This window comes from Acutalibacter muris (assembly GCF_002201475.1).
GTDB classification, from domain to species: domain Bacteria; phylum Bacillota; class Clostridia; order Oscillospirales; family Acutalibacteraceae; genus Acutalibacter; species Acutalibacter muris.
This window is the reverse complement of record NZ_CP021422.1, coordinates 987,799-1,007,801: the sequence shown is the minus strand read 5'-3', so window position 1 is coordinate 1,007,801 and position 20,003 is coordinate 987,799. Positions and strand designations below refer to the sequence as shown.

The following is a 20,003-nucleotide window of genomic DNA, read 5'->3' as shown; positions in this document are numbered from 1 at the left end:
AGTAAAACCCCGGTAACTATAGCCCCAGGGCTTTCCGGGCCAGGGCGTCCGCCGTATCGTTGTACTTATCCCCGGAGTGGCCCTTTACCTTCACGAATCTCAGCTTCATGGACCGCCTTGCGGCCCGGCACTCTGCGGCATAGCTCTGGGTGCCGGGCTTGTTTGCTTTCCACCCGCCGTCCGCCCAGCGGCCCACGCCCTCGTAGTCGTGGTATATTGTAAGGGCTGGGACACCCTGCTCCAGGCAGTAGCGTATGACGGTGAGCGCTCCCATTATCTCCCCGGCCACGTTGTGCATACTCGACAGCTCCGGGTCGTGAAAACGCTCTGAAAAGGTGATCTCCCCGCCGTTCAGGAAAAGTACCGCCCCGCAGGAGAAGTCCCCGGTAGCACTGTCGTAGCTGCCGTCCACATAGGCTATCGCGCCCTCCGGGTCTGGCTGCGCGGTATCAGCTTCAGCCTCCCCGCCACTGAGGAAAGACTCGGCCTCCTCCCTGGTGGGGAAGCTTTTGTATACGGCCCCCGCCACGCCGTGGACCTGTGTCCTGCACTGGTCCCAGGCGTCATATATGCCCGGGCCGTCTCTGCCCACACGGACAGCGTAAAATTTTTTCGCCATATTCTGTTACCTCCTGTGTGCATTTATCGTCTATATACTATTGAGTATACCTTAAACCGCCGCCAAAAGCAACCTTCTGGCGGGCCCCGGACAAATTTACAGTTTCTTAAAAAAATATTTAAGATATAGGGGGCAAAATCGGTTGATATACGGCCCGGGATGATGTATAATATTAAGGAATGTACTGTGGGCCTTTTCTGCCCTTTTGTAATGAATCTGGCATAAAGGAGCGCTTTTGCTTATGGATAAGGATAATCGGAACATGGAACATAAGCCCGAACAGGACCCCAAGGCCGCGCCGCCACGGTCCCCCGCCCCAAAACACGCCGCGCCGCCCCAGGCCGCCCCAAAGCCATCGCAGAGCGCTGCGCAGAAGCCCTCCCCGCAGCCTGCGGCGTCGCAAACTGATGCGCCAAAAAATACGGCACAGAAGGCTGTCGCGCCGCAAGCTGCGGCGCAGCAAAACGCGGCGCCGCAAAATATGGCTCCACAGCCTGCCGCACCCTATGAGGCGGCGCATATGGCTCCGAAATCCACAAACCTGCCAATGCGCAGGGCCCAGGGACATAGGCTGGACGGCAAGGCAAAGGGGCTTATCGCCGCGGGGATAATCGTACTGGTAATCCTTGTGGGCCTATGCGTATGGTTCTTCGGCCTTCGGGGCTACTTCGCCGCCCAGAACGCCTCCCCGGTCTATGTTACCCCCGTATCCTCCATTACCGGCGTGATGTCGGACCTAGACCCCAGGTACTCGGGGCTGGTGGAGCCCCAGAAGATAACCAAGGTCAATAAGGACGATACCCGCACCGTTTCAGAGGTGCTGGTCCATGAGGGGGACATGGTCACCGCCGGACAGGCGCTTTTCAGCTATGACACCGGGGAGATGGATCTGTCCATACGTCAGGCGGAGCTGGAGCTGGAGGGTATTGCCAACGAGCTGACGGTCCTTAACGACAATAAGACCCAGCTTGAGAAGGAGCAGAAGGAGGCCAGCAAGGACGACCAGTTCAAGTACACCGTGGAGATACAGTCCGTGGAGCTTCAGATAAAGTCCAGGGAGTATGACCGCTCGGTAAAGCAGTCGGAGCTTGACAAGCTTCGGGATTCCCTTGAGAATAACCAGGTTTTCTCCGAGGTGGACGGCACCGTTCAGGAAATACACACGACCCCCGCCACTGACTCCCAGGGCAACCCTTTGCCCTTTATGAGCATACTCTCCTCCGGGGAGTTCAGGATAAAGGGCACCGTCACCGAGATGAACCTTAACTCCCTCTCAGAGGGCCAGACCGTCACGGTGCGCTCCCGGGTGGACCCAGACAGCCGCTGGACCGGCATGATAGAGTCCATCGAGCATGAGCCGGTGCAGGACAACAACAATATGTATGACTACGGCGGCGGCGGCGAGAAGGCCTCCAAGTACAACTTCTTTGTGACCCTTGACGCTCCCGAGGGGCTTATCCTTGGCCAGCACGTGTATATTGAGCCGGACACTGGAGCCTCTGTTTCCCGCACGGGCATGTGGCTGCCCGAGATGTACCTGGTGGTAGAGGAGGACGGCAGCGGATATGTCTGGGCACGGGGCGAGGACGAGAGGCTTGAGAAGCGTCCGGTGATGCTGGGCCAGTACGACGCCGGAGAGGGGCTTTATGAGATAATCAGCGGCCTTGCGGCCTCCGACTACATCACCATACCCGCAGAGGACCTGATAGAGGGCGGGCCCACCACCACCGACGCGTCCGCCATGACCATACCAGGCGGTGATGAGCCTGCCGTTGACCCGGGCTTGGATCCGGGTGTTGACCCGGGCGTAGACCCTGGTGTGGATTCTGGTGTGGATTCTGGTGTTGACCCGGGCCTGGGCTATGACGAGGGCGCTGTGCCCGTAATTCCCGAGGGCGGCGAGGACGAAACGGACCCGTTGCCAGATGACGATAACGCCATCATGCCCCGAGGCGGCGACGATGTTGGGGGTGAGCCGGTACAATGATGTTAGAGCTTCGCGATATCTATAAGACCTATTTACAGGGCAAGATGGAGGTGCCGGTGCTGGGCGGCATATCCCTTACGGTCAGCGAGGGGGAGTACCTGGCGATAATGGGCCCCTCGGGTTCCGGCAAAACCACCCTTATGAATATCATCGGCTGTCTTGACAGCGCCACCTCCGGGGAATATATTCTGGAGGGGGAGGACATTGCCGCCGTCAGCGAGAAGCGTATGTCCGAGGTGCGCCTTAAAAGCATAGGCTTCGTGTTCCAGAGCTTCTACCTACTGTCCCGCCAGTCGGCCCTTGAGAACGTGGCCCTGCCCCTTCTCTATGCCGGGGTACGCAAGCGGGAGCGCAACGAGATAGCCCGCAGGGCCTTGGAGCGGGTGGGCCTTGGAGACCGCACGGACTTTAAGCCCACCCAGCTCTCCGGCGGCCAGTGCCAGCGGGTGGCCATAGCCAGGGCCATTGTAAATAATCCCAAGATACTCCTGGCCGACGAGCCCACGGGCGCGTTGGACACCCGCTCCGGCGAGCAGATAATGGAGATATTCAAGAGCCTGAACCAAGAGGGCGTCACAATAGTCATGATAACCCACGAGCCGGAAATAGCCGCCCACGCGAAGCGCACCCTGCACATCAGGGACGGCCTGCTGCTGGGCCCGGACGGCAGGCCCATAAAGCCCAAGGCCGCGCCCCAGGCAGAGCCGGCCCCGCCCGCGCCCAAACCGTCCCAGGCCGCTATACCGGCTCCCCAGAAGGTGAAGAAGCCGCGGCAATCCCTTGTGCCGCCAAAGCTGCCCCATATGCCTGGGCGGCACAAGCCGGACCCCGAAAAGGGGCAATCTCCCGAAAGCGGACAGGAGCCGGCGCCCGCCCCAAGGGCCCCGGAGCCCCAGGCTCCCCCGGCCCCTGCTCCCAAACAGGAGCCTTCAAATCCGAAGACCCAAAAGCCCCAGGAGGAAATCAGCGGCCAGAGCATTATCGCCTCTTTAGAGCGCATGGCCGCCGCAGGAAGGGAGGGGGCGGACCATGAAGAATAAAAAACTTAAAAAGCGTCTCATTATTCTGGGCGTTGTAGCTGTGGTGCTTATTGGCGGCATCATAGGCGGCGTGCAGTATATAAACTATAAGAACGACCAGAAGACCGTCGAGGTGGTCCCCATGATGTATGTGTCAAACACCTACTGGGGCGACCAGACCTCCACCAGCGGCAATATTGTCGCTGACTATATGCAGGAGCTCTATCCCGATTCCTCCAAATCCATCAGCGAGATATTCGTGGAGGAGGGCCAGCAGGTTGCGATTGGGGACCCCCTTTTGCAGTATAACCGGGAGGCCCTTGAACTGGACGTGGAGTCCAAAACCATCGCCCAGAAGCAGGTGCAGGTGAGGATAGACGAGGCCAACAGGCAGCTTAAAAAGCTGCAAAATACCAAGGCCTATGTGGAGCCAACGCCCACACCAAGGCCCAAGGTCACCCCGACCCCGAAGCCCAGGGTCACGCCCACACCAAGGCCCACGGCAAGACCCACGCCCACACCCTCGCCCAGCCCCATACCCCCGGCGGACGTGAACGTGTACACCGAGCTGACGGTGGACTCCATACCCTATAAGGGTTCGGGCACAGCGGCGGACCCCTATGTGTTCCTCTGCAAGGATGGCTATAAGCTGACCCCGGACTTTTTAAAGCTTCTTCTGGGCCTTGTGCCCAGCCCGGAGCCCTCGGTGGAGCCCTCTGTGAGTCCTGATTCGAGCTCGGAGCCCTCTCCCGGCCCGGACAGCTCGCCAGAGCCCAGCGCTTCCCCGGACCCCTCGGAGTCCCCCACCCCCTCCCCTTCACCAAAGCTCATCAGCCCCTTCGCGGCGGTGTTCGAGGTTAGGGAGAAGGATTCCAATTACGGCGAGCTCTTGTCCTCGGTCACCCTGGACGGCACAGGCTTTTCCGGCTCTGTAAGCCTGCCCGGGCTTTTAAACGGCGTATCCGCCGCGGCGGATATAGTCGACGACGCTATAGAGGCCCCGGAGAGCTACCGGGCCGCGCTTACCCCCACTCCCACCCCAAAGCCCACCCCGGAGCCGGATAACTATAACCACATGAACTACACCAAGGAGGAGCTCAATAAGCTTATCAAAGACAAGAAGCAGGAGCTCACCACCCTTCAGCACGAAATGAAGCAGGCCCAACTGGACCTTGACAAGGCCAACAGAGCCCTGGAAAACTCCACGGTGCTCAGCAACGTGGACGGCCAGGTCCGCAGCCTTATCGATATAGACTCCGCCACCGCCGAGGGCAAGCCCTTCCTGGTGGTGTCCGGCGCACAGCAATACTATGTGAACGGCACCCTGAACGAGGCCCTTTTGGGCAGCGTAAACGTGGGCGACGAGATTTCTGTTAACTCCTGGATGAACGGCATGACCTATACCGCCCAGATATTGTCCATCTCCGATTACCCGGCGGAGGGCAGCAACTACTACTACTCCTCGGACTCCAACCCCAACACCTCTAACTATGAGTTCACGGCGGTCCTCTTAGACGCGGACGACACTGTGCAGAACGGCACCTATGTGGACATCAGCATGAAGGTCAACGACACCAGCGGCTCAGACGCATATTATCTTGACAAGATGTACATCCGCGAGGACGACTCCGGCTACTACGTAATGAAGGCCGGGAAGGACAACAGGCTAATGAAGTCCTATATCACCGTGGGCAAGAGCATATGGGGCGGCCAGTCCCTGGAGATAAAGTCCGGCATAGGCCAGGACGAGTTCATTGCCTTCCCCTACGGCCCGGACGTTAAAGAGGGCGTGCGGGTTATCCTTGAGGAGACCAAAGAGCCGCCGTACCCTGACGGCAGCGGGGACAGCTCCGGCGTGGACAGTTCCTCGGGAGAGCTCCCCTATGAAAGTTTCCCCGAGGACGGCGGGGAGGTAAGCGAACCTGTTGAAAGCGACCCGGCCCAGGATATTCCTGAGGGCGGCGTTATCACAGGCAGGACCGAGGAGGGCATCACTTTTGAAACGGAAGATGGAGGAGGGATAATCCTTGATTGAGAATATACGCCTGTCCTTCCAGGGCATATGGGCCCATAAGATGCGCTCGTTTCTGACAATGCTGGGCATAATCATCGGTATCGCCTCCATCATCTCCATCGTGTCCACCATAAAGGGCACCAACGAGCAGATAAAACAGAACCTTATCGGCGCGGGCAACAATGTGACAAGGATTCAGCTGTACCACTCCACGGACGGCAACTACCCCTATACCATGGACGAGGGCATCCCCGACGGCGTGCCCCTTATTACCGAGGAGACCATGGGGGCCATACTGGATCTGCCAGAAGTGGAATCGGCGGCAGCCTATAACAAGCGGTCCTATAACGCCAGCTTCTTTTACGGCAACGCCACTCTTTCGGGCTGCCCCACCTTTGGGGTGGACAACGCCTATTTTGGCACTTGCGGCTATACCATTAAAAAGGGACGGCTCTTCGTGCCAAACGATATAGACGATTTTAGGCCGGTGGTGATACTGGACGAAAACGCCGCCAAAAGCCTGTTCCAGGGGGAGGACCCCATCGGCAAGACCATAGAGTGCAACTCCATCGCCCTGACGGTGGTGGGAGTTGTGGAGCTGGACACCAAGTTCGAGCCGGTTATAAACTCCATGGAGGACTACTGGATCTATGCCAACTCACAGAATTCCAGCGCGGTCTTTCTTCCAAATTCCCTGTGGCCGGCGCTGTTTGCCTATGACGAGCCACAGGAGGTGGCCGTGCAGGTCAGCTATACCGAGGCCATGTCCAGTGTGGGAAAAGCGGTAGCCGACCTTCTGAACACCTATAACACCAACACGAACGGCATCGTCTATAAGGCCGAGGACACTCTGGAGCAGGCAAAGGAGTTGCAGGACCTTTCTAACGCCACGAACCAGCAGCTGGTGTGGATAGCCAGCATCTCCCTTTTGGTGGGCGGCATCGGCGTTATGAACATCATGCTGGTATCGGTAACGGAGCGTACCCGCGAGATCGGCCTGAAGAAGGCCATCGGGGCGAAGAAGAGCCGGATACTCTGGCAGTTTTTGACGGAGGCCGCAGTGCTCACCAGCATGGGCGGCGTGCTGGGCGTGGGGACCGGGATAGGGCTTGCGGAGATAATCTCCCGGGTGGCCCAGACGCCGGTGGCAATAAGCGTGCCGGCCATTATATTCGGCGTGGTGTTCTCGATGATTATCGGGATAATCTTTGGGCTGATACCGTCGGTGAAGGCGGCGAATCTGAACCCGATTGACGCGCTGAGGCACGAGTAACGAGGCGCACAAGAGTTTGCAAAGCAAACTCTTGTGCGTCTAGGCACCTGGCAGGGTTTGGGGCAGCGCCCCAAGGTCTGGTTTTGCCGCAGGCAAAAAAAAGAAAGGGCTGGCCCCGAAAGGGGACCAGCTTTTTATCTTGGTTAATCTCTACGTATAAAGTGTTTAGGGTAGTCTGAGAGGTTCGGTAGCTCGTTCTTTAAGAAGGTCGGGTATATCTCCACTCCGTCCAGCTCTGCTATTGGCAGCCAGTGAAAGGTCACGGAGTCGTTATCCCGCATAAGCACGCCCTCCTCGGGCGCGGAACCGTTGGCATCAATAAGATAATAGTAGCACAGATTATGTGCCTCCCTATCCCCCCACCGCCAGAAATTCTCCTCGGTCCATAGCAGCCGCCGACAGGCAGCCTCCACGCCCATCTCCTCTTTAAGCTCTCGGACGAGCGCCTCCACAGTGGTTTCGCCAAAGCGCAGATGCCCGCCAGGCAGGGCATAAGTCCCGCCGCTTTTCTGCGCAAGAAGCCTGCCGCCGCGTATTAGCACCGCCGCCACGCGGACGTGGCAGATACCCTCTGGGGTCCTAAAGAGCCAGTCGGTTTTATCCGCCAGGGACAGCTTGAACTTTAGGAGAGTGTACTCTTTGCCGTCGTGCTCCCTGACGTGCTTTTCCGTGCCGTACTGCACAAACCCCGCCTTTGCTGCCAGAGCCCGGGACGCAAGGTTCTCCGCCCAAGAGGAGTAGACAAACTCCTTCGCTCCTAGCTCTTTGGCGTGGGCAAGGAGCGCCCGAAGAATCTGCCAGCCGTAGCCCCGCCCCCAAAAGTCGGGACCGATGCAGATGCCGGTCTCCTCCCAGGTATTGCCCTCCAGCGGGGCTATGCCTGTGAAGCCGATGGCCTCGCGGGTAGATTTGAGATAGACTGTATAAGACTCGCGGCCCTGCTGAAAAGCGATGGTGCGCTCCATGCGTGCCTGGGCCTCCTGTTGGTTTGGACTGTTCTCGATTACCATATATTGGAAGGACTCCGAGCGGCTCCAGACATTTTTGTACATGGAGAGCCAGTCCTCCTGCTTTGCCTTGTCCAGTATCAGGTCATTTGTCTCTATCATAGCGTCCTCCTCTCAGGAACCTGTAGACTTGTACTTGTGTACGCCTATGCGCCAGACCACCCAACAGGGCACCGCGAACAGGCAGGCCAGGATTGGCAGCAGCATATACCAGGCCCGGTCCGAACGGCCCAGCACGTAGGTCAGGGGATAATACTGCACCAGGGCGTAGGGCACCACGAAGGTGCAGAAGGTGAGCATCTCCCTGCCATATATTGACAGCGGATACTTGCCGTGCTCGATGGCCCCGTAGGTGAACACGTTCATCACCTCTAGGCCCTGGAGAGTGAAAAAGGCGATGGAGCCGTCCAGCAGGAACAGGGCCGAAAACAGGACGAAGCCGCCCAGTATCATGAGTATTACTGTCAGTACCCGGAGAAAGCTCCAGTCCACCGGGCAGGTGATAAGGCCGTAGATAAGCATCACCACGGCCTGGAACAGCATCCCCAGGCGCACGAAGTCCACCCGCTGTGAGAGCACCTGGAATATCTCGTTTCTGGGGCGGCAGAGTATGCGGTCGAACTGGCCGTTTGCTATCATGGTGTCGAAGACCTTGAAGCCCGAGGCCAAAAGCTGGGACAGGCTGAAGCCCATTAACATTATGGCATAGCAAAGGATTACCTCCTGATAGGTGAAGTCGTGGACCATGTGGAAGCGCCCAAACATGAAGGTTATCCCCAGGAACACCGTGAAGGAGGTCAAAAACTGGGATATCAGGGTGGTGATGAAGGAGCCCTTGAACTGCATGACGCTTTTCAGGTGTATCTCGAAGTATTTTAGATATAGTTTCATGCTCAACCTCCTTGGATAGTTACTCGTCTGAGCTCTCTCTGCTCAATTACCTTTCCCACAGCTATGAGCACCACGGCCCAGAACGCCTGCAAGAGCAGGAGCTTCACCATCTCCGGGCCGTGCAGGTCCCCGGAGTAGATGCGCAGGGGCACGTTGGCCGTGGCCGAGAAGGGCAGGAGCTCCACGAACTCCTTGAAGCCCGCCGGGAAGAAGGGCAGCGGGATTATATCCCCAGAGAAGAAGTCGCAGATATTGACCGCGATGAGCCTTACCCCACGAGGGGTGATGGTGTGGAAGGTTATCATGTACACTATCATGCCCATGGAGTTTATTACCGCCAGGGCCAGCAGCAGGGACAGCAGAAAGGTCAGGAAAGTTAGCAGGTCCGGCGGAGCCATTAGGCCGTAGGGGGCCGGGATAAGGGCGGCGACTATCAGCACAGGTATGCACCGTAAGAGCGCGTTCGACACCCTTGTGGCCGCCGAGCGGGAGTACCACATGGCGTACACGTCCACCGGGCGGCAGAGCTCATAGGCCACGTTGCCGTTCTCTATGACGTTGAAGAACTCGTTGTCTATGCCGCCCATAGTCAAAAGTGTAAGTAAGGCCTGCTGGAGCCAGATATAGCTGGACATGGCGGGCAGGGTCATGGGGAAGGAGGCGGGGTCCGTGTCGTAGAAGGCCTTGAACGCCAGTATTGCCATAGCCCCCCAGAAGAACTGGCAGGCAAGGCCCGCCAGAGCCGCCACACGGTACTGTAGACCCATATTGAAGCGTGTTATGAAAAATGCTAAGTATTTTCTCATGTCCAGGACCTCACACGTCGAACTTCTTATAGAGCTCGGCCACGGTCTCGTCGATGTGCTCCCCGCCCCGGCGGATGTCGGCTAACGTGCCGTCCAGCAGTATTCTCCCCTTGCCGATGAGTATGATACGGCTGGCAAGGGCCTCGATATCCTGCATATCGTGGGTGGTAAGGATAACGGTGGTGCCGAAGTCTCTATTCCGAAGCTTTATAAAGTCTCGCACCGCCAGCTTCGACACCGCGTCCAGGCCGATAGTGGGCTCGTCCAGAAAGAGCACCTTGGGGTCGTGCAGGAGCGAGGCCGCTATCTCGCAGCGCATACGCTGGCCCAGGGAGAGCTGCCGGGCGGGGGTGCAGACTATCTTTGAGAGGTCCAGGGTTTCAGTGAGCTCATCGAGATTTTTCCTGTACGTCTGCGCCGGTATGCTGTAGATTTCCTTTAATAGCTCGAAGGAGTCGATTACCGGCACGTCCCACCAGAGCTGGGAGCGCTGGCCGAACACCACGCCTATGTCCTTTACATGGGCCCGGCGCTCCCTCCAGGGCGTGCGGCCCGCCACGGTGCATTTGCCGCTGTCCGGGGTCAGAATGCCGCTTAGCACCTTGATGGTGCTGGACTTGCCCGCGCCGTTGGGGCCGATATAGCCCACCATCTCGCCGTCGGCGATGGAGAAGCTTACGCCGTCCAGGGCGTGTATCTCCTCGTACTCCCGGTGGAACAGGGCCTTTACGGCCTCGCCGAAGCCTCCCTCACGCCGGGCGACCCTGAAGGTCTTTTTCAGGTCCTTTACTTCAATCATACAGAACACTCCTTTCAGATTCCTGAGTTTAAAGAGCTTTCCTGATGACGTCCCGCCAGCCGCTGCGGGCCCTGCTCCCTTTTGAGGGCAGGGAAATAAATTATATAACAATAAGTAAAAAATCTCAATATGTAAAATTACCGAAAAACCCCCGGGTGTTTCTATGCGAAACTGCTAATAAATGTCCGAGGAATTGGGCATATAATTCTGTTGACTGCAAGGGAAGGCTATGGTATACTAAATTAGTATACTTTAGCTTTTGAGGAGGAATTTGAGTTGAACACAAAAAACAGCGTATCAAGGCCAGTAGGCTTCTGGCTGTCCCTTCTGACCTTCGGGGTGCTCATCGCCCTGGTGGTGTCCTTCACCGCCGTACTGGGCAGCGCCCCCCACGTGCCCCTGCTGCTGGCGGCTGTCTTTGCCGCCGCCGTCGGGGCCCTGCACCGCTTCTCCTGGCAGGACATGCTGGAGGGAATACAGGGGGCAATAGCCCCCGCTCTCCCCGCCCTGCTCATCATCATGTCCATCGGCATACTCATAGCCGCCTGGATGGCCGGGGGCATTATCCCCACCATGGTCTACTATGGCTTACAGATAATCTCGCCCCGGTTCTTCCTGGTGACGGCTTTACTGCTCTGTTCCCTGGTGTCTTTGGCCATCGGCAGCTCGTTGTCCACCATAGGCACAGTGGGGGTGGCCCTGTTCGGCGTGGGCGAGGCCATCGGCATACCCTCCGCCATAACCGTGGGGGCCATTGTCTCCGGGGCCTACTTTGGGGACAAGATGTCCCCTCTTTCGGACACCACCAACCTTGCCCCCTCTGTGTCCGACACCAACGTCTTTGACCATATCCGGCATATGATGTTCACCACCACCCCTACATATGTCATCTGCATCGTCATATACGGCATATTGGGCTTTGTCTTCGGCGGCGGCGCCGCAGACAGCTCCCAGGTGCAGCTGACCCTTGATACCCTTAAAGCAAACTTCGTCATTAACCCTCTCCTGCTTCTGCCGCCGGTGCTGGTGCTCATAATGGTGGTGCTGCGGATACCGGCCCTGCCGGGACTTTTGGGGGCGGCGCTTTTGGGGTTCCTGTCGGCGCTGTTTATTCAGGGGGCGGAGTTTGGCTCCCTGCTCCAGGGGGTCATGAACGGCTTTTCAGCCTCCACCGGCGTCGATACAGTGGACACGCTTTTGAACCGGGGCGGCATTATGAGCATGATGCGCACTGTGGCGCTGATGGTCATAGCCTTGAGCTTCGCCGGTATCTTCGAGCGCACGGGCATGGCCACCTCCCTGGTGGAGAAGGTGCTGGCACACGTCAAGTCCGAGCGCGGGCTGGTAGTGGCTACCATCCTCACCGCCTGGGGCGTACTTATTGGCACCGGCCAGCAGTATGTGGCTATCATTATGACTGGGCGGCTGTTTAGGCCCCTCTATAAGAAGTATGAGCTGGCTCCTAAGAATCTCAGCCGCGCCCTTGAGGACGCGGGTACGGTGTTCGGGGGGATTGTGCCCTACAGCACCGGGGCCGGGTTCACCGAGGGTATGCTGGGGGTTTCGGCCTGGCAGTATGGGCCGTTTACGTTCTTTGGATGGATAAACCCGCTGGTGGCCATTGGGTTGGCGCTGCTGGGGAAGAGTATGCCGAAGGAAAAGAAGTAATTTAAAGGGGGGATGAGCTTTCGCTCACCCCCTTCTTTTTTTGATCCTTGTTACGCCCTCTGGAGCTGCTCCTTATTGTACTGCAAGGTGTAGAGGTTATAGTACCGGCCCTTCTGCTTTAGCAGCTCCTGGTGGGTGCCCTGCTCCAGAATCTCGCCGTGGGACAGGAGTATGATATTGTCCGCGTGCTGGATAGTGGAAAGCCTGTGAGCCACTATCAGCATGGTGCCAATATTCTTCATCTTCTCCAAGGAATCCTGAATAAGCAGTTCCGTCTCCGTATCGATATTGGCAGTGGCTTCGTCCAGTATCATCACCGCCGGCTTATGGAGGAGGGTCCTGGCAAAGCTCAGCAGCTGCCGCTGGCCCGCCGAGAAGTTGTTGCCCCGCTCGCGCACCACCTCGTCAAGGCCGTTGTCTAAGCGGTAGATGAACTTGTCGGCGTTCACATACTCGCAGGCCTTTTTGACGTCCTCCTCTGGGAACTCCTCCCGTAGGACGATATTGCTCCTAATGCTGCCCGAGAACAGGAACACGTCCTGGAGCATCTGGCCGAAGTGCTTTCTGAGGGACGCTATCTTTATATCCTTTATGTCCACACCGTCTATCAGTATCTGCCCCTTCTGTATGTCGTAGTTGCGGCATATAAGGGACAGTATGGTGGACTTGCCCGAGCCCGTGGAGCCCACAAAGGCCACAGTCTGCCTTGGACTGATATGGAAGCTAACGCCCTTTAAGACCCACTCGCCGGGGTTATAGGCAAACCATACGTCCTTGAACTCTATCTCCCCCTTGATGTCCGTCAGCTCCCGGGCGTTCGGTGTGTCCACCACCTCTGGCACCATGTCCATGACGGTGAATATCTTTTCAGCCGCCGCGAAGGAGCGCTGGAGCATATCAAACTGCTCGGCCAGCTGCTGGATGGGGTTGAAGAACTTGGAGATATACATATAGAAGGATACGATAATGCCGCTGGACACCGTCTGTCCGAAGACCGTCCAGTTACCGATATAGCCCTTGCCCCCAAGGTACAGAAGGCAAAGCACCGAGGAGATATAGAGCATATAGACCATTGGCTGGAAGATGCCGAAGACGAACATACGGCTGCGCTTGGCCCTTTGCAGGGTCCGGGAGCGCTGTAAAAAGTCGGACATCTTGCGCTGCTCCTGGTTGAATATCTGGGTTATCTTGATACCCGAGAGGTTCTCCGAAAGGTAGGTGTTAAGGTCGGTGGTGGCGTCGTTCACTCTCAGGTGCACCGAGCGGGAGAACTTTCTGAATATGATGGTAAAGAGCACCACGAAAGGCACAAAGCAGAGCACCATCAGGGTCAGCATATAGTTAAGCATTAGCATGGCCGCCAGCACACCGAATATCACCATCACGTTCTTTGCAAGGGTCACGATGATGTTGGTGAACATGAAGGAGATGGCGTTGGGGTCGTTGCTGACCCTCGTGACCAGCTTGCCCACAGGGATGTCGTTAAGCTGGGCGTGGCTAAGGCTCTCTATATGTGTGAACACGTCCTCACGCATAGCGGAGAGTATCTTCTGGCCCACCTTTTGCAGGACCATGGCCTGGATATAGGTACACACCAGGGATACTAAGAGTATGCCCACATAGCCGCCCACAACCGTCAGCAGATAGGACATCTCAAAATCCCCCACCACGGTCTCCTCGATATGGCCCACCAGAAGAGGCGATATGACCTCATATCCGATGGACAGCAGCATTACGAAGAAAACCAGTACAAACTGCCACTTATAGGGCTTCGCGTAGGCCAGAAGCCGCCGGATTATCTCGGAGTCTGGCATATTCCGCTCCCGGTTCTCAAGGACGTTTTTGCGCCTTGCCACTAAGTACGCGATAAGGAACACCAGGGCGAACATACCGATTATGCCGCCCACTATCAGTACAGGAAGATATTCACGCATTATGATGTTCAGCTCCTTCCTCGTCAAGCTTCTGCAAATCTACCATCTTTGTGTACTCGGGGCAGGTGCGGTAGAGTTCCTCATGGGTGCCCGCGGCCACCAGCTTGCCTTCGTCGATAAAGAGCACCTTGTCCATCTGCTCGATGGTGGAGATGCGGTGGGCGATAAGTATGGTGGTCTTGCCCGCCCGGGTCTCCCGGAGGTTTTGCAGAATGGAACGCTCGGTCTTGGTGTCCACCGCCGACACGGAGTCGTCCAGAATAAGTATAGGCGCGTTCTTCATAAGGGCCCGGGCGATGGAGATACGCTGCTTCTGTCCGCCGGAGACCGTCACGCCCCGCTCACCCAGCACCGTGTGATAGCCGTGCTGGAACTTCTTTATGTCGTTGGCCACGTCCGCCAATTTGGCGTACTGGGTTATGGTCTTGTCATCATAGTCCTCCACGCCGAAGGCGATGTTGCGCTCGATAGTGTCCGAGAACAGGAAGTTGTCCTGGGGCACATAGGAGCAGCCGTCCCGGAGGGAGCGGATGGTGATGTCATTCACGTCCTTGCCGTCAATAAGCAGCGTGCCGTCGGGCACGTTATAGGTGCGGAGGATAAGGTCAACGAGAGTAGTCTTGCCCGAGCCAGTCTTGCCCACAAGGCCCACGTTCTCTCCGGGCTCTATCTTGAAGCTGATGTTCTCCAGCGCGTCGTACTCACCGTCGGGATAGCGGAAGGTAAGGTTCCGAAACTCAATGCCACCCTTGACACGCTCTATGGGCTCTGCCCCGGGCCTGTCCACCACGGTAGGGGCCGCGTCCAGAAGCTCGCTGACCCGGTTCATGCTGGCCTGGCCCCGGGAGGTCATGTCGATAAGCTCGCCCACGGCCATGATGGGCCATATCACCGCGTTAAAGTAGCCGATAAACTCCACCAGCTGCCCGGCGTTGAATATGCCGGAATAAACCAGATATCCGCCGTAACCCAGAATAACGCAGACCACGCTCTCAATAAAGAGGGAGACGAAAATCCTAAAGAGCACGGATATTTTGGTGTGGTTGATGTTGGCCACCTCATTTTCCTTATTGAGGTCCTTGAAGGCCAAGAGCTCCTTGGCCTCCTTCACGAAGGCCTTAATGACGGCTATGCCGGAAAAGCTCTCCTGAGAGAAGTCGGAAAGCTTTGAAAAGGCCTCCTGGCGTATCTCCCAGCGCTTCATCATCTTGCGCCCGATTATGGTGGCGCAGCACAGCAGAAACGCCATCGGTATCATGGACAGCACGGTTAACAGCGGATTCATGCCCCACATCTTCACAATGGCCATGCCGCCCATAAACAGCGCGTCGAAGAACATCAGCACGCCCCAGCCGAAGCAGTCCTGCACGGTGTCCAGGTCATTGGTAAAAAGGCTCATGAGGTTGCCCACCTTGTTTTCCTGGTAGAACTCTCGGGATAGGTTCTTGCAGTTATCAAACATCCTGTCTCTAAGGTCCGTCTCAAGGCGAATGGCGCTGCCCATAAAACAGAGCCGCCAAAAGAAGCGCCCGGCCACTATCACCAAGATAACGCCCACCATGGGCATACACACCCTGTCCAGCAGGAAGTCCATGTCAAAGGGCAGCGTCTGTCCGTCTACCTCCACATAGCCCTGGTTTATACCGTTTATGACCATCTGGTACAGGTTCGGTATCACCAGCTGGAAATAGTCCACAGCCACAAGGGCCAGAAGCCCCATAAGCAGCACCGGGGCGAAGCGTAAGTAGTACCTGTTCATATGCCTGCCAAAAATCACAGCTTTTACCTCCTCTTTCCGTCATTTCAATTTGTTATCACAAGCTAGTATTATATCACAGCTTTTCCGTTTTTTCCACCCCTTTTATAAAGATTTTTGAAAGATTTTATAAACGAGTTTAGAGTACACACAAAGGGCACCCACTGCTGGGTGCCCTTAATCTCTCTATTGCGTTTAAAGCCTTCAGCGACCAGGGGCAGAGCCCGCTTATCCCCTCAGCCTGAACCGGTTGGTCTGCTCCTTCAGGTTATTTGCCTGGGCGAAGAGCTCGGCGCTTACCGCTGCGGACTCCTCGCTGGAAGCGGAGTTGGTCTGCACCACAGCGGATATCTGTCCAATGCCCTCGGTGACCTGGGCGATAGACTCCGACTCCTCCCGCACGGCGTCAGCGATTACCCCGATGTCCTGGTTCGAGCGGTTCACAAGCTCCATGGTCTCCCTAAGCGCCACAGAAACCTCGTCCACTATCCCGCTGCCACGGCTGGCCGCGGACACGCAGTTGTCGATAAGCTGTGTGGTGGCGGCCGCCGCCTCGTCCGACTGGGCCGCAAGCCTTCTCACCTCGTCGGCAACCACCGCAAAGCCTTTTCCGGCTTCTCCTGCCCTTGCGGCCTCCACAGCGGCGTTCAGGGCCAGGATGTTGGTCTGGAAGGCGATGTTCTGTATAGTGGTGATTATCTGCCCTATCTGCTCGGAGGAGGAGCTCACGTCCTGCATGGCAGACACCATCTGCTCCATCTTCCGCTCGCTTTCGGCCACCTGCTCCCCGGTAAGCCGCGCCCGCTCCTGGGCCGCAGAGGCTGTCTCCACATTCTGCTGTGCGCTTTTGGAGATGCCGTCGATGGTGGCGTACAGCTCCTGGACGGAACTTGCCTGCTCCGTTGCCCCCTGGGCCAGGGACTGTGCGGAGCTTGAGAGCTGCTCGGCGTTGCCGGATATTTTCATCTCAGAGGCGTTTATGGAGCCCATGGCCCTTGAGAGCATATTGGTAAGGTTGTCAACAGACACCTGTATAGTCCTAAAGTCCCCGATATAGTCCGAGGAGGTGGACACGTCGAAGTTGCCGTTGGCCAGCTCGCCCATAATCCGGTTTATATCGGACACATAGCCGCCTATGGTGGCCATGGAGTTCCTAATGATATCCGCAAGCTGTCCCAGCTCGTTCTGAGAACGGTACGGCAGATCAATATCCAGCCGTCCCTCACCCAGCACAGAGCTGCCCTTGCTTATGGCTACGATTGGGTCTATGGCTCGTGTGAACACATAGTATATAAGGCTGATAAGGCAGCCAAGGGCCAGCAGCAGACAGATGCCGGTGGTGATCTGCATGGTGACCGTGGTCCTTTCCATGGTCGCCTGGGTCTCGTCCCGAAGCACCGTGCCCTGCTCCACCACCTGGTCAAGGTAGCCGACCAGAGTGGTAAGGTTTCCGCCGATGGTCTCCTGATAGTAGGCCTGGGCGGCGGAGGGGCTGGTCTTGTGCATATCTAAAACGTATGTAGCGGACTCGTGCAGCTCCTTATGCAGAGGCTCCAGCTTGGAGCGCAGCTCAAGGACCGTGGGGTCCTCGGTGCCCGCCTCGCCATAGAGCCACTGTCCCAGGACGCAGCCCGTGGGGTCCGTGCTGCCGGTAAACTCTGTCCCGGCGTACAGGGCGTTTGAAAGGTTCTGGGCCCACTTATAGTGGGCGGCCTCCGCCTTCTGTGCCCGGTCCAGAAGCGCGCTTGCCTGCTGGGCCTGCTCCTGCGTGCCCTGGATCTTAAAGGTGTTTGCGGTGGTGATAAAACTGAAAAGCAACATTGCAACCAGCGTAAAGGCCACCCTTATAGTTACCGACCGTTTGATACTCTTACCCATAGCTTATAAATCCTTTCCTTGCTCCGCCGGGGCGGACGTATTGTTATTATCATACACGAACCGGCGGAATTTTGCAAGCCTTACTCCTAAAATTACCGCACAAAGTTTGTAAACGTCTTGGGCTCATTCTCCGGCAATCCATACTTCTCCCGGCCCAGGGCGATGCTTTTCATTAGAAAGCTCATGTTCCGGGCGAGGGTCCGCATCATCTGAAGGCCCTCCGCGTCCTCGTTGGCCTGCCCGGGGGTCTGGCCGTGTATGCCGTTCCAATACTGGCCGCTGGCGATGGGCATACCTGAGATGGCGAAGAACTTGTTGAGCTCGTCATAGGTAGCCGTAAGCCCGCCGCGCCTGGCCGCCGCCACAGCCGCGCCCACCTTCATGGTCTTGTCGCAGTGGCAGCTGTAGAAAAGCCGGGTCAGAAAGGCCACCAAGGTAGCGTTGGCGGAGGCGTAGTACACGGGGCTCCCCACCACCAGGCCGTCGCACTCCGCAAATTTTTGCGCCGTCTCGTTCACCGCGTCCTCAAAGACGCATTTCCCCAGCTCTCCGCATTTGCGGCATCCAATGCATCCCCTTACAGCCTTGTTACCAATGTGCAGCAGCTCTACCTCCACTCCCTCCTCTTTAAAGACCTTTTCCATCTCGTGCAGGGCAATGTAGGTATTCCCCTCCTTATGGGGACTTCCGTTGATCATAAGCACCTTCATAGTAAGTTCCTCCTGAGTATAATATTTATTTGATAAGCTTACGAACCTCCTCTAAGCTGAGCCCCCGCTCCCGGGCAATTCTGCACAGGTCCTCATACTCCGGCTTCTCCCTGCTTACGCCGAAGCCCTCCGACCGCTTTACCCGCACCGGGCCATACTCCGTCTCCCGCTCCTCAAGGCTCCGCTCAAGGATATACCTTTTACAGCGGGTCTCCCGTATGCCCAGCGTGGTGGTATGCCGGAGGAGGAGCCGGGCCATCTTCTCCCCCTCCTCCGGCCTGCACAGGCAGGTCAGCATTACCCCCGGCCTGGACTTTTTCATGCCGATGGCCGTGGTGAACGCGTCCAGGGCCCCCTCGGCCAGCAGAGTCTCCAGGGCAAAGCCCACTCCTTCGGGAGTCATGTCGTCCAGGTTGCAGGAAAGCTCGATTATTTCGTCGGTCATGGCGGCTCCTTTCCATTATATATAGCATAGGTTCCAGGATATGATTTATCACGCTGACTAGTTGCCATACATCCGCTCCGATATGTCTCTTCCGCCCGCTAGTCCATGGGAAGCTCCCCCTTTTTTGCATATTAGCCATATTATACATCATTTGGGGAGAGTTTACAAGCCCCCTTCGCCACCTTGCCAAGCCGGACAGTTTGTGGTATACTATATTATCATAGTAAAGCTCTTGCAAGGAGGGTCTCAGCTTTGGACAGCCTTTTCATATCCCTGAACGCCGTGGTCCCGCTGTTTCTGATGATGGCGGTGGGCTATATCATACGGCTGACGGGGCTCCTGAACGATATTTCCGCCCGGCAGGTAAACAAGTGTATCTTCAAGGTCTTTCTGCCGCTGATGATCTTTATTAACATATACGATACCGGCTCCGGGGCCACACTCAGGAACGACCTCTTGTTCTTTGCGGCAGCGGGGGTGCTGGTAGAGTTTTTGATCTCCCTGGTGCTGGTGCTTCTCACCGAACAGGACAACTCCAAAAGAGGGGTCATGCTCCAGGGTATGTTCAGAAGCAACTTCGTCCTCTTTGGCATACCCATTGCCATGTCCCTTTACGGGGACAGCGCGGCGGGGACAGCCTCCCTGCTTATCGCCATCATAATCCCTATGTTCAACGCCCTGGCCGTGCTGGCCCTGGAGATGTTCAACGGTCAGCGGCCCAACCTCTGGGGGGTGCTGCTGGGAATAATCACAAACCCGCTTATCCTCGCGTCCCTATTGGGTCTGCTGTTCAACCACTTCGGCTGGTATCTTCCGAAGGTGCTTTACAGCACCATGTCCACCCTTGGGGACATAGCCACTCCACTGGCCTTTGTGGTGCTGGGCGCGTCCCTCGCCTTCGGGGAGACCGGGCGCTGTATACGGCCGCTGCTTATAACCCTTTTCATGAAGCTGATAGTCTACCCCGCCGCTTTCGTGGGCGCGGCCATACTAATGGGCTTTCGGGGCGCGAACCTGGCGGTGCTCCTGACGGTGTTCGGCTCGCCCATAGCGGTGTCCAGCTTCACCATGGCCCAGCAGATGGGCGGCGACGACCAGCTTGCGGGGCAGCTGGTGGTATTCAGCTCCATACTCAGTATCGGCACAATGTTTCTGTATATATGGGGGCTGGGGTATTTTGGGTACTTCTAAGGAAAG

At 57.2% G+C, this 20,003-nt stretch carries 16 protein-coding genes; 6 read left to right on the top strand and 10 right to left on the bottom strand.

The window, feature by feature from the left end; all coding sequences use genetic code 11:
• Window positions 1-16: 16 nt before the first annotated feature.
• Window positions 17-619 (bottom strand): ribonuclease H1 domain-containing protein, encoded by a 603-nt coding sequence (locus ADH66_RS05050; RefSeq protein WP_066534865.1) that lies wholly within the window; start codon window positions 617-619, stop codon window positions 17-19.
• A gap of 241 nt (window positions 620-860) precedes the next feature.
• On the opposite strand from ADH66_RS05050, the gene ADH66_RS05045 reads away from it, so the two are divergent.
• The 4 genes from ADH66_RS05045 to ADH66_RS05025 are packed head-to-tail and all read left to right on the top strand — an operon-like array spanning window position 861 to window position 6,912.
• Entirely contained in the window at window positions 861-2,606 is a 1,746-nt protein-coding gene (locus ADH66_RS05045; protein ID WP_066534867.1) for an efflux RND transporter periplasmic adaptor subunit, read from the top strand.
• A complete protein-coding gene (locus ADH66_RS21620; protein ID WP_088364376.1) occupies window positions 2,603-3,646 on the top strand; it encodes an ABC transporter ATP-binding protein in 1,044 nt (347 codons plus the stop codon). Before ADH66_RS05045 ends, ADH66_RS21620 begins: the two co-directional genes overlap by 4 nt.
• Window positions 3,636-5,660 carry a hypothetical protein gene (locus ADH66_RS05030; RefSeq protein ID WP_066534870.1) on the top strand — a complete coding sequence of 675 codons (2,025 nt, stop codon included), beginning with the start codon at window positions 3,636-3,638 and terminating at the stop codon, window positions 5,658-5,660. Before ADH66_RS21620 ends, ADH66_RS05030 begins: the two co-directional genes overlap by 11 nt.
• Window positions 5,661-5,700: 40 nt before the next feature.
• On the top strand, window positions 5,701-6,912 hold the full coding sequence (locus ADH66_RS05025; RefSeq protein WP_407922920.1) for an ABC transporter permease: 1,212 nt from the start codon (window positions 5,701-5,703) through the stop codon (window positions 6,910-6,912).
• Window positions 6,913-7,055: 143 nt separating this feature from the next.
• Here ADH66_RS05025 and ADH66_RS05020 read toward each other — a convergent pair whose 3' ends face one another.
• From ADH66_RS05020 to ADH66_RS05005, 4 genes are read right to left on the bottom strand one after another with little or no spacing between them, the layout of a single operon-like run.
• Window positions 7,056-8,021: a GNAT family N-acetyltransferase gene (locus ADH66_RS05020; protein WP_066534874.1), complete on the bottom strand. Its 966-nt coding sequence runs from the start codon at window positions 8,019-8,021 to the stop codon at window positions 7,056-7,058.
• A gap of 12 nt (window positions 8,022-8,033) precedes the next feature.
• A complete protein-coding gene (locus ADH66_RS05015; RefSeq protein WP_066534876.1) occupies window positions 8,034-8,810 on the bottom strand; it encodes an ABC transporter permease in 777 nt (258 codons plus the stop codon).
• Window positions 8,811-8,812: 2 nt separating this feature from the next.
• Window positions 8,813-9,616: an ABC transporter permease gene (locus ADH66_RS05010; protein WP_066534878.1), complete on the bottom strand. Its 804-nt coding sequence runs from the start codon at window positions 9,614-9,616 to the stop codon at window positions 8,813-8,815.
• Between the two features lie 10 nt (window positions 9,617-9,626).
• Complete coding sequence (locus ADH66_RS05005; RefSeq protein ID WP_066534879.1) at window positions 9,627-10,415, bottom strand: ABC transporter ATP-binding protein; 789 nt, start codon at window positions 10,413-10,415, stop codon at window positions 9,627-9,629.
• 276 nt (window positions 10,416-10,691) lie between these two features.
• Here ADH66_RS05005 and nhaC point away from each other — a divergent pair, with 276 nt between their 5' ends.
• Window positions 10,692-12,083, top strand: a complete 1,392-nt coding sequence (gene nhaC, locus ADH66_RS05000) for a Na+/H+ antiporter NhaC (protein WP_066534881.1) — start codon at window positions 10,692-10,694, stop codon at window positions 12,081-12,083.
• Between the two features lie 50 nt (window positions 12,084-12,133).
• Here the strand turns inward: nhaC and ADH66_RS04995 are convergent, their stop codons facing one another.
• From ADH66_RS04995 to larC2, 5 genes are all read right to left on the bottom strand, one after another.
• Window positions 12,134-14,017, bottom strand: a complete 1,884-nt coding sequence (locus ADH66_RS04995; protein WP_084384234.1) for an ABC transporter ATP-binding protein — start codon at window positions 14,015-14,017, stop codon at window positions 12,134-12,136.
• Entirely contained in the window at window positions 14,010-15,776 is a 1,767-nt protein-coding gene (locus ADH66_RS04990) for an ABC transporter ATP-binding protein (RefSeq protein ID WP_066541617.1), read from the bottom strand. Before ADH66_RS04990 ends, ADH66_RS04995 begins: the two co-directional genes overlap by 8 nt.
• Window positions 15,777-16,001: 225 nt before the next feature.
• Complete coding sequence (locus tag ADH66_RS04985; RefSeq protein ID WP_066534884.1) at window positions 16,002-17,651, bottom strand: methyl-accepting chemotaxis protein; 1,650 nt, start codon at window positions 17,649-17,651, stop codon at window positions 16,002-16,004.
• 92 nt (window positions 17,652-17,743) lie between these two features.
• Window positions 17,744-18,361 (bottom strand): flavodoxin family protein, encoded by a 618-nt coding sequence (locus ADH66_RS04980; RefSeq protein WP_066534888.1) that lies wholly within the window; start codon window positions 18,359-18,361, stop codon window positions 17,744-17,746.
• A gap of 25 nt (window positions 18,362-18,386) precedes the next feature.
• Entirely contained in the window at window positions 18,387-18,806 is a 420-nt protein-coding gene (gene larC2, locus ADH66_RS04975) for a nickel pincer cofactor biosynthesis protein LarC2 (RefSeq protein WP_066534890.1), read from the bottom strand.
• Window positions 18,807-19,058: 252 nt separating this feature from the next.
• Between larC2 and ADH66_RS04970 the strand changes: the two genes are divergently transcribed.
• A complete protein-coding gene (locus ADH66_RS04970) occupies window positions 19,059-19,997 on the top strand; it encodes an AEC family transporter (protein ID WP_066534892.1) in 939 nt (312 codons plus the stop codon).
• Window positions 19,998-20,003 lie beyond the last annotated feature (6 nt).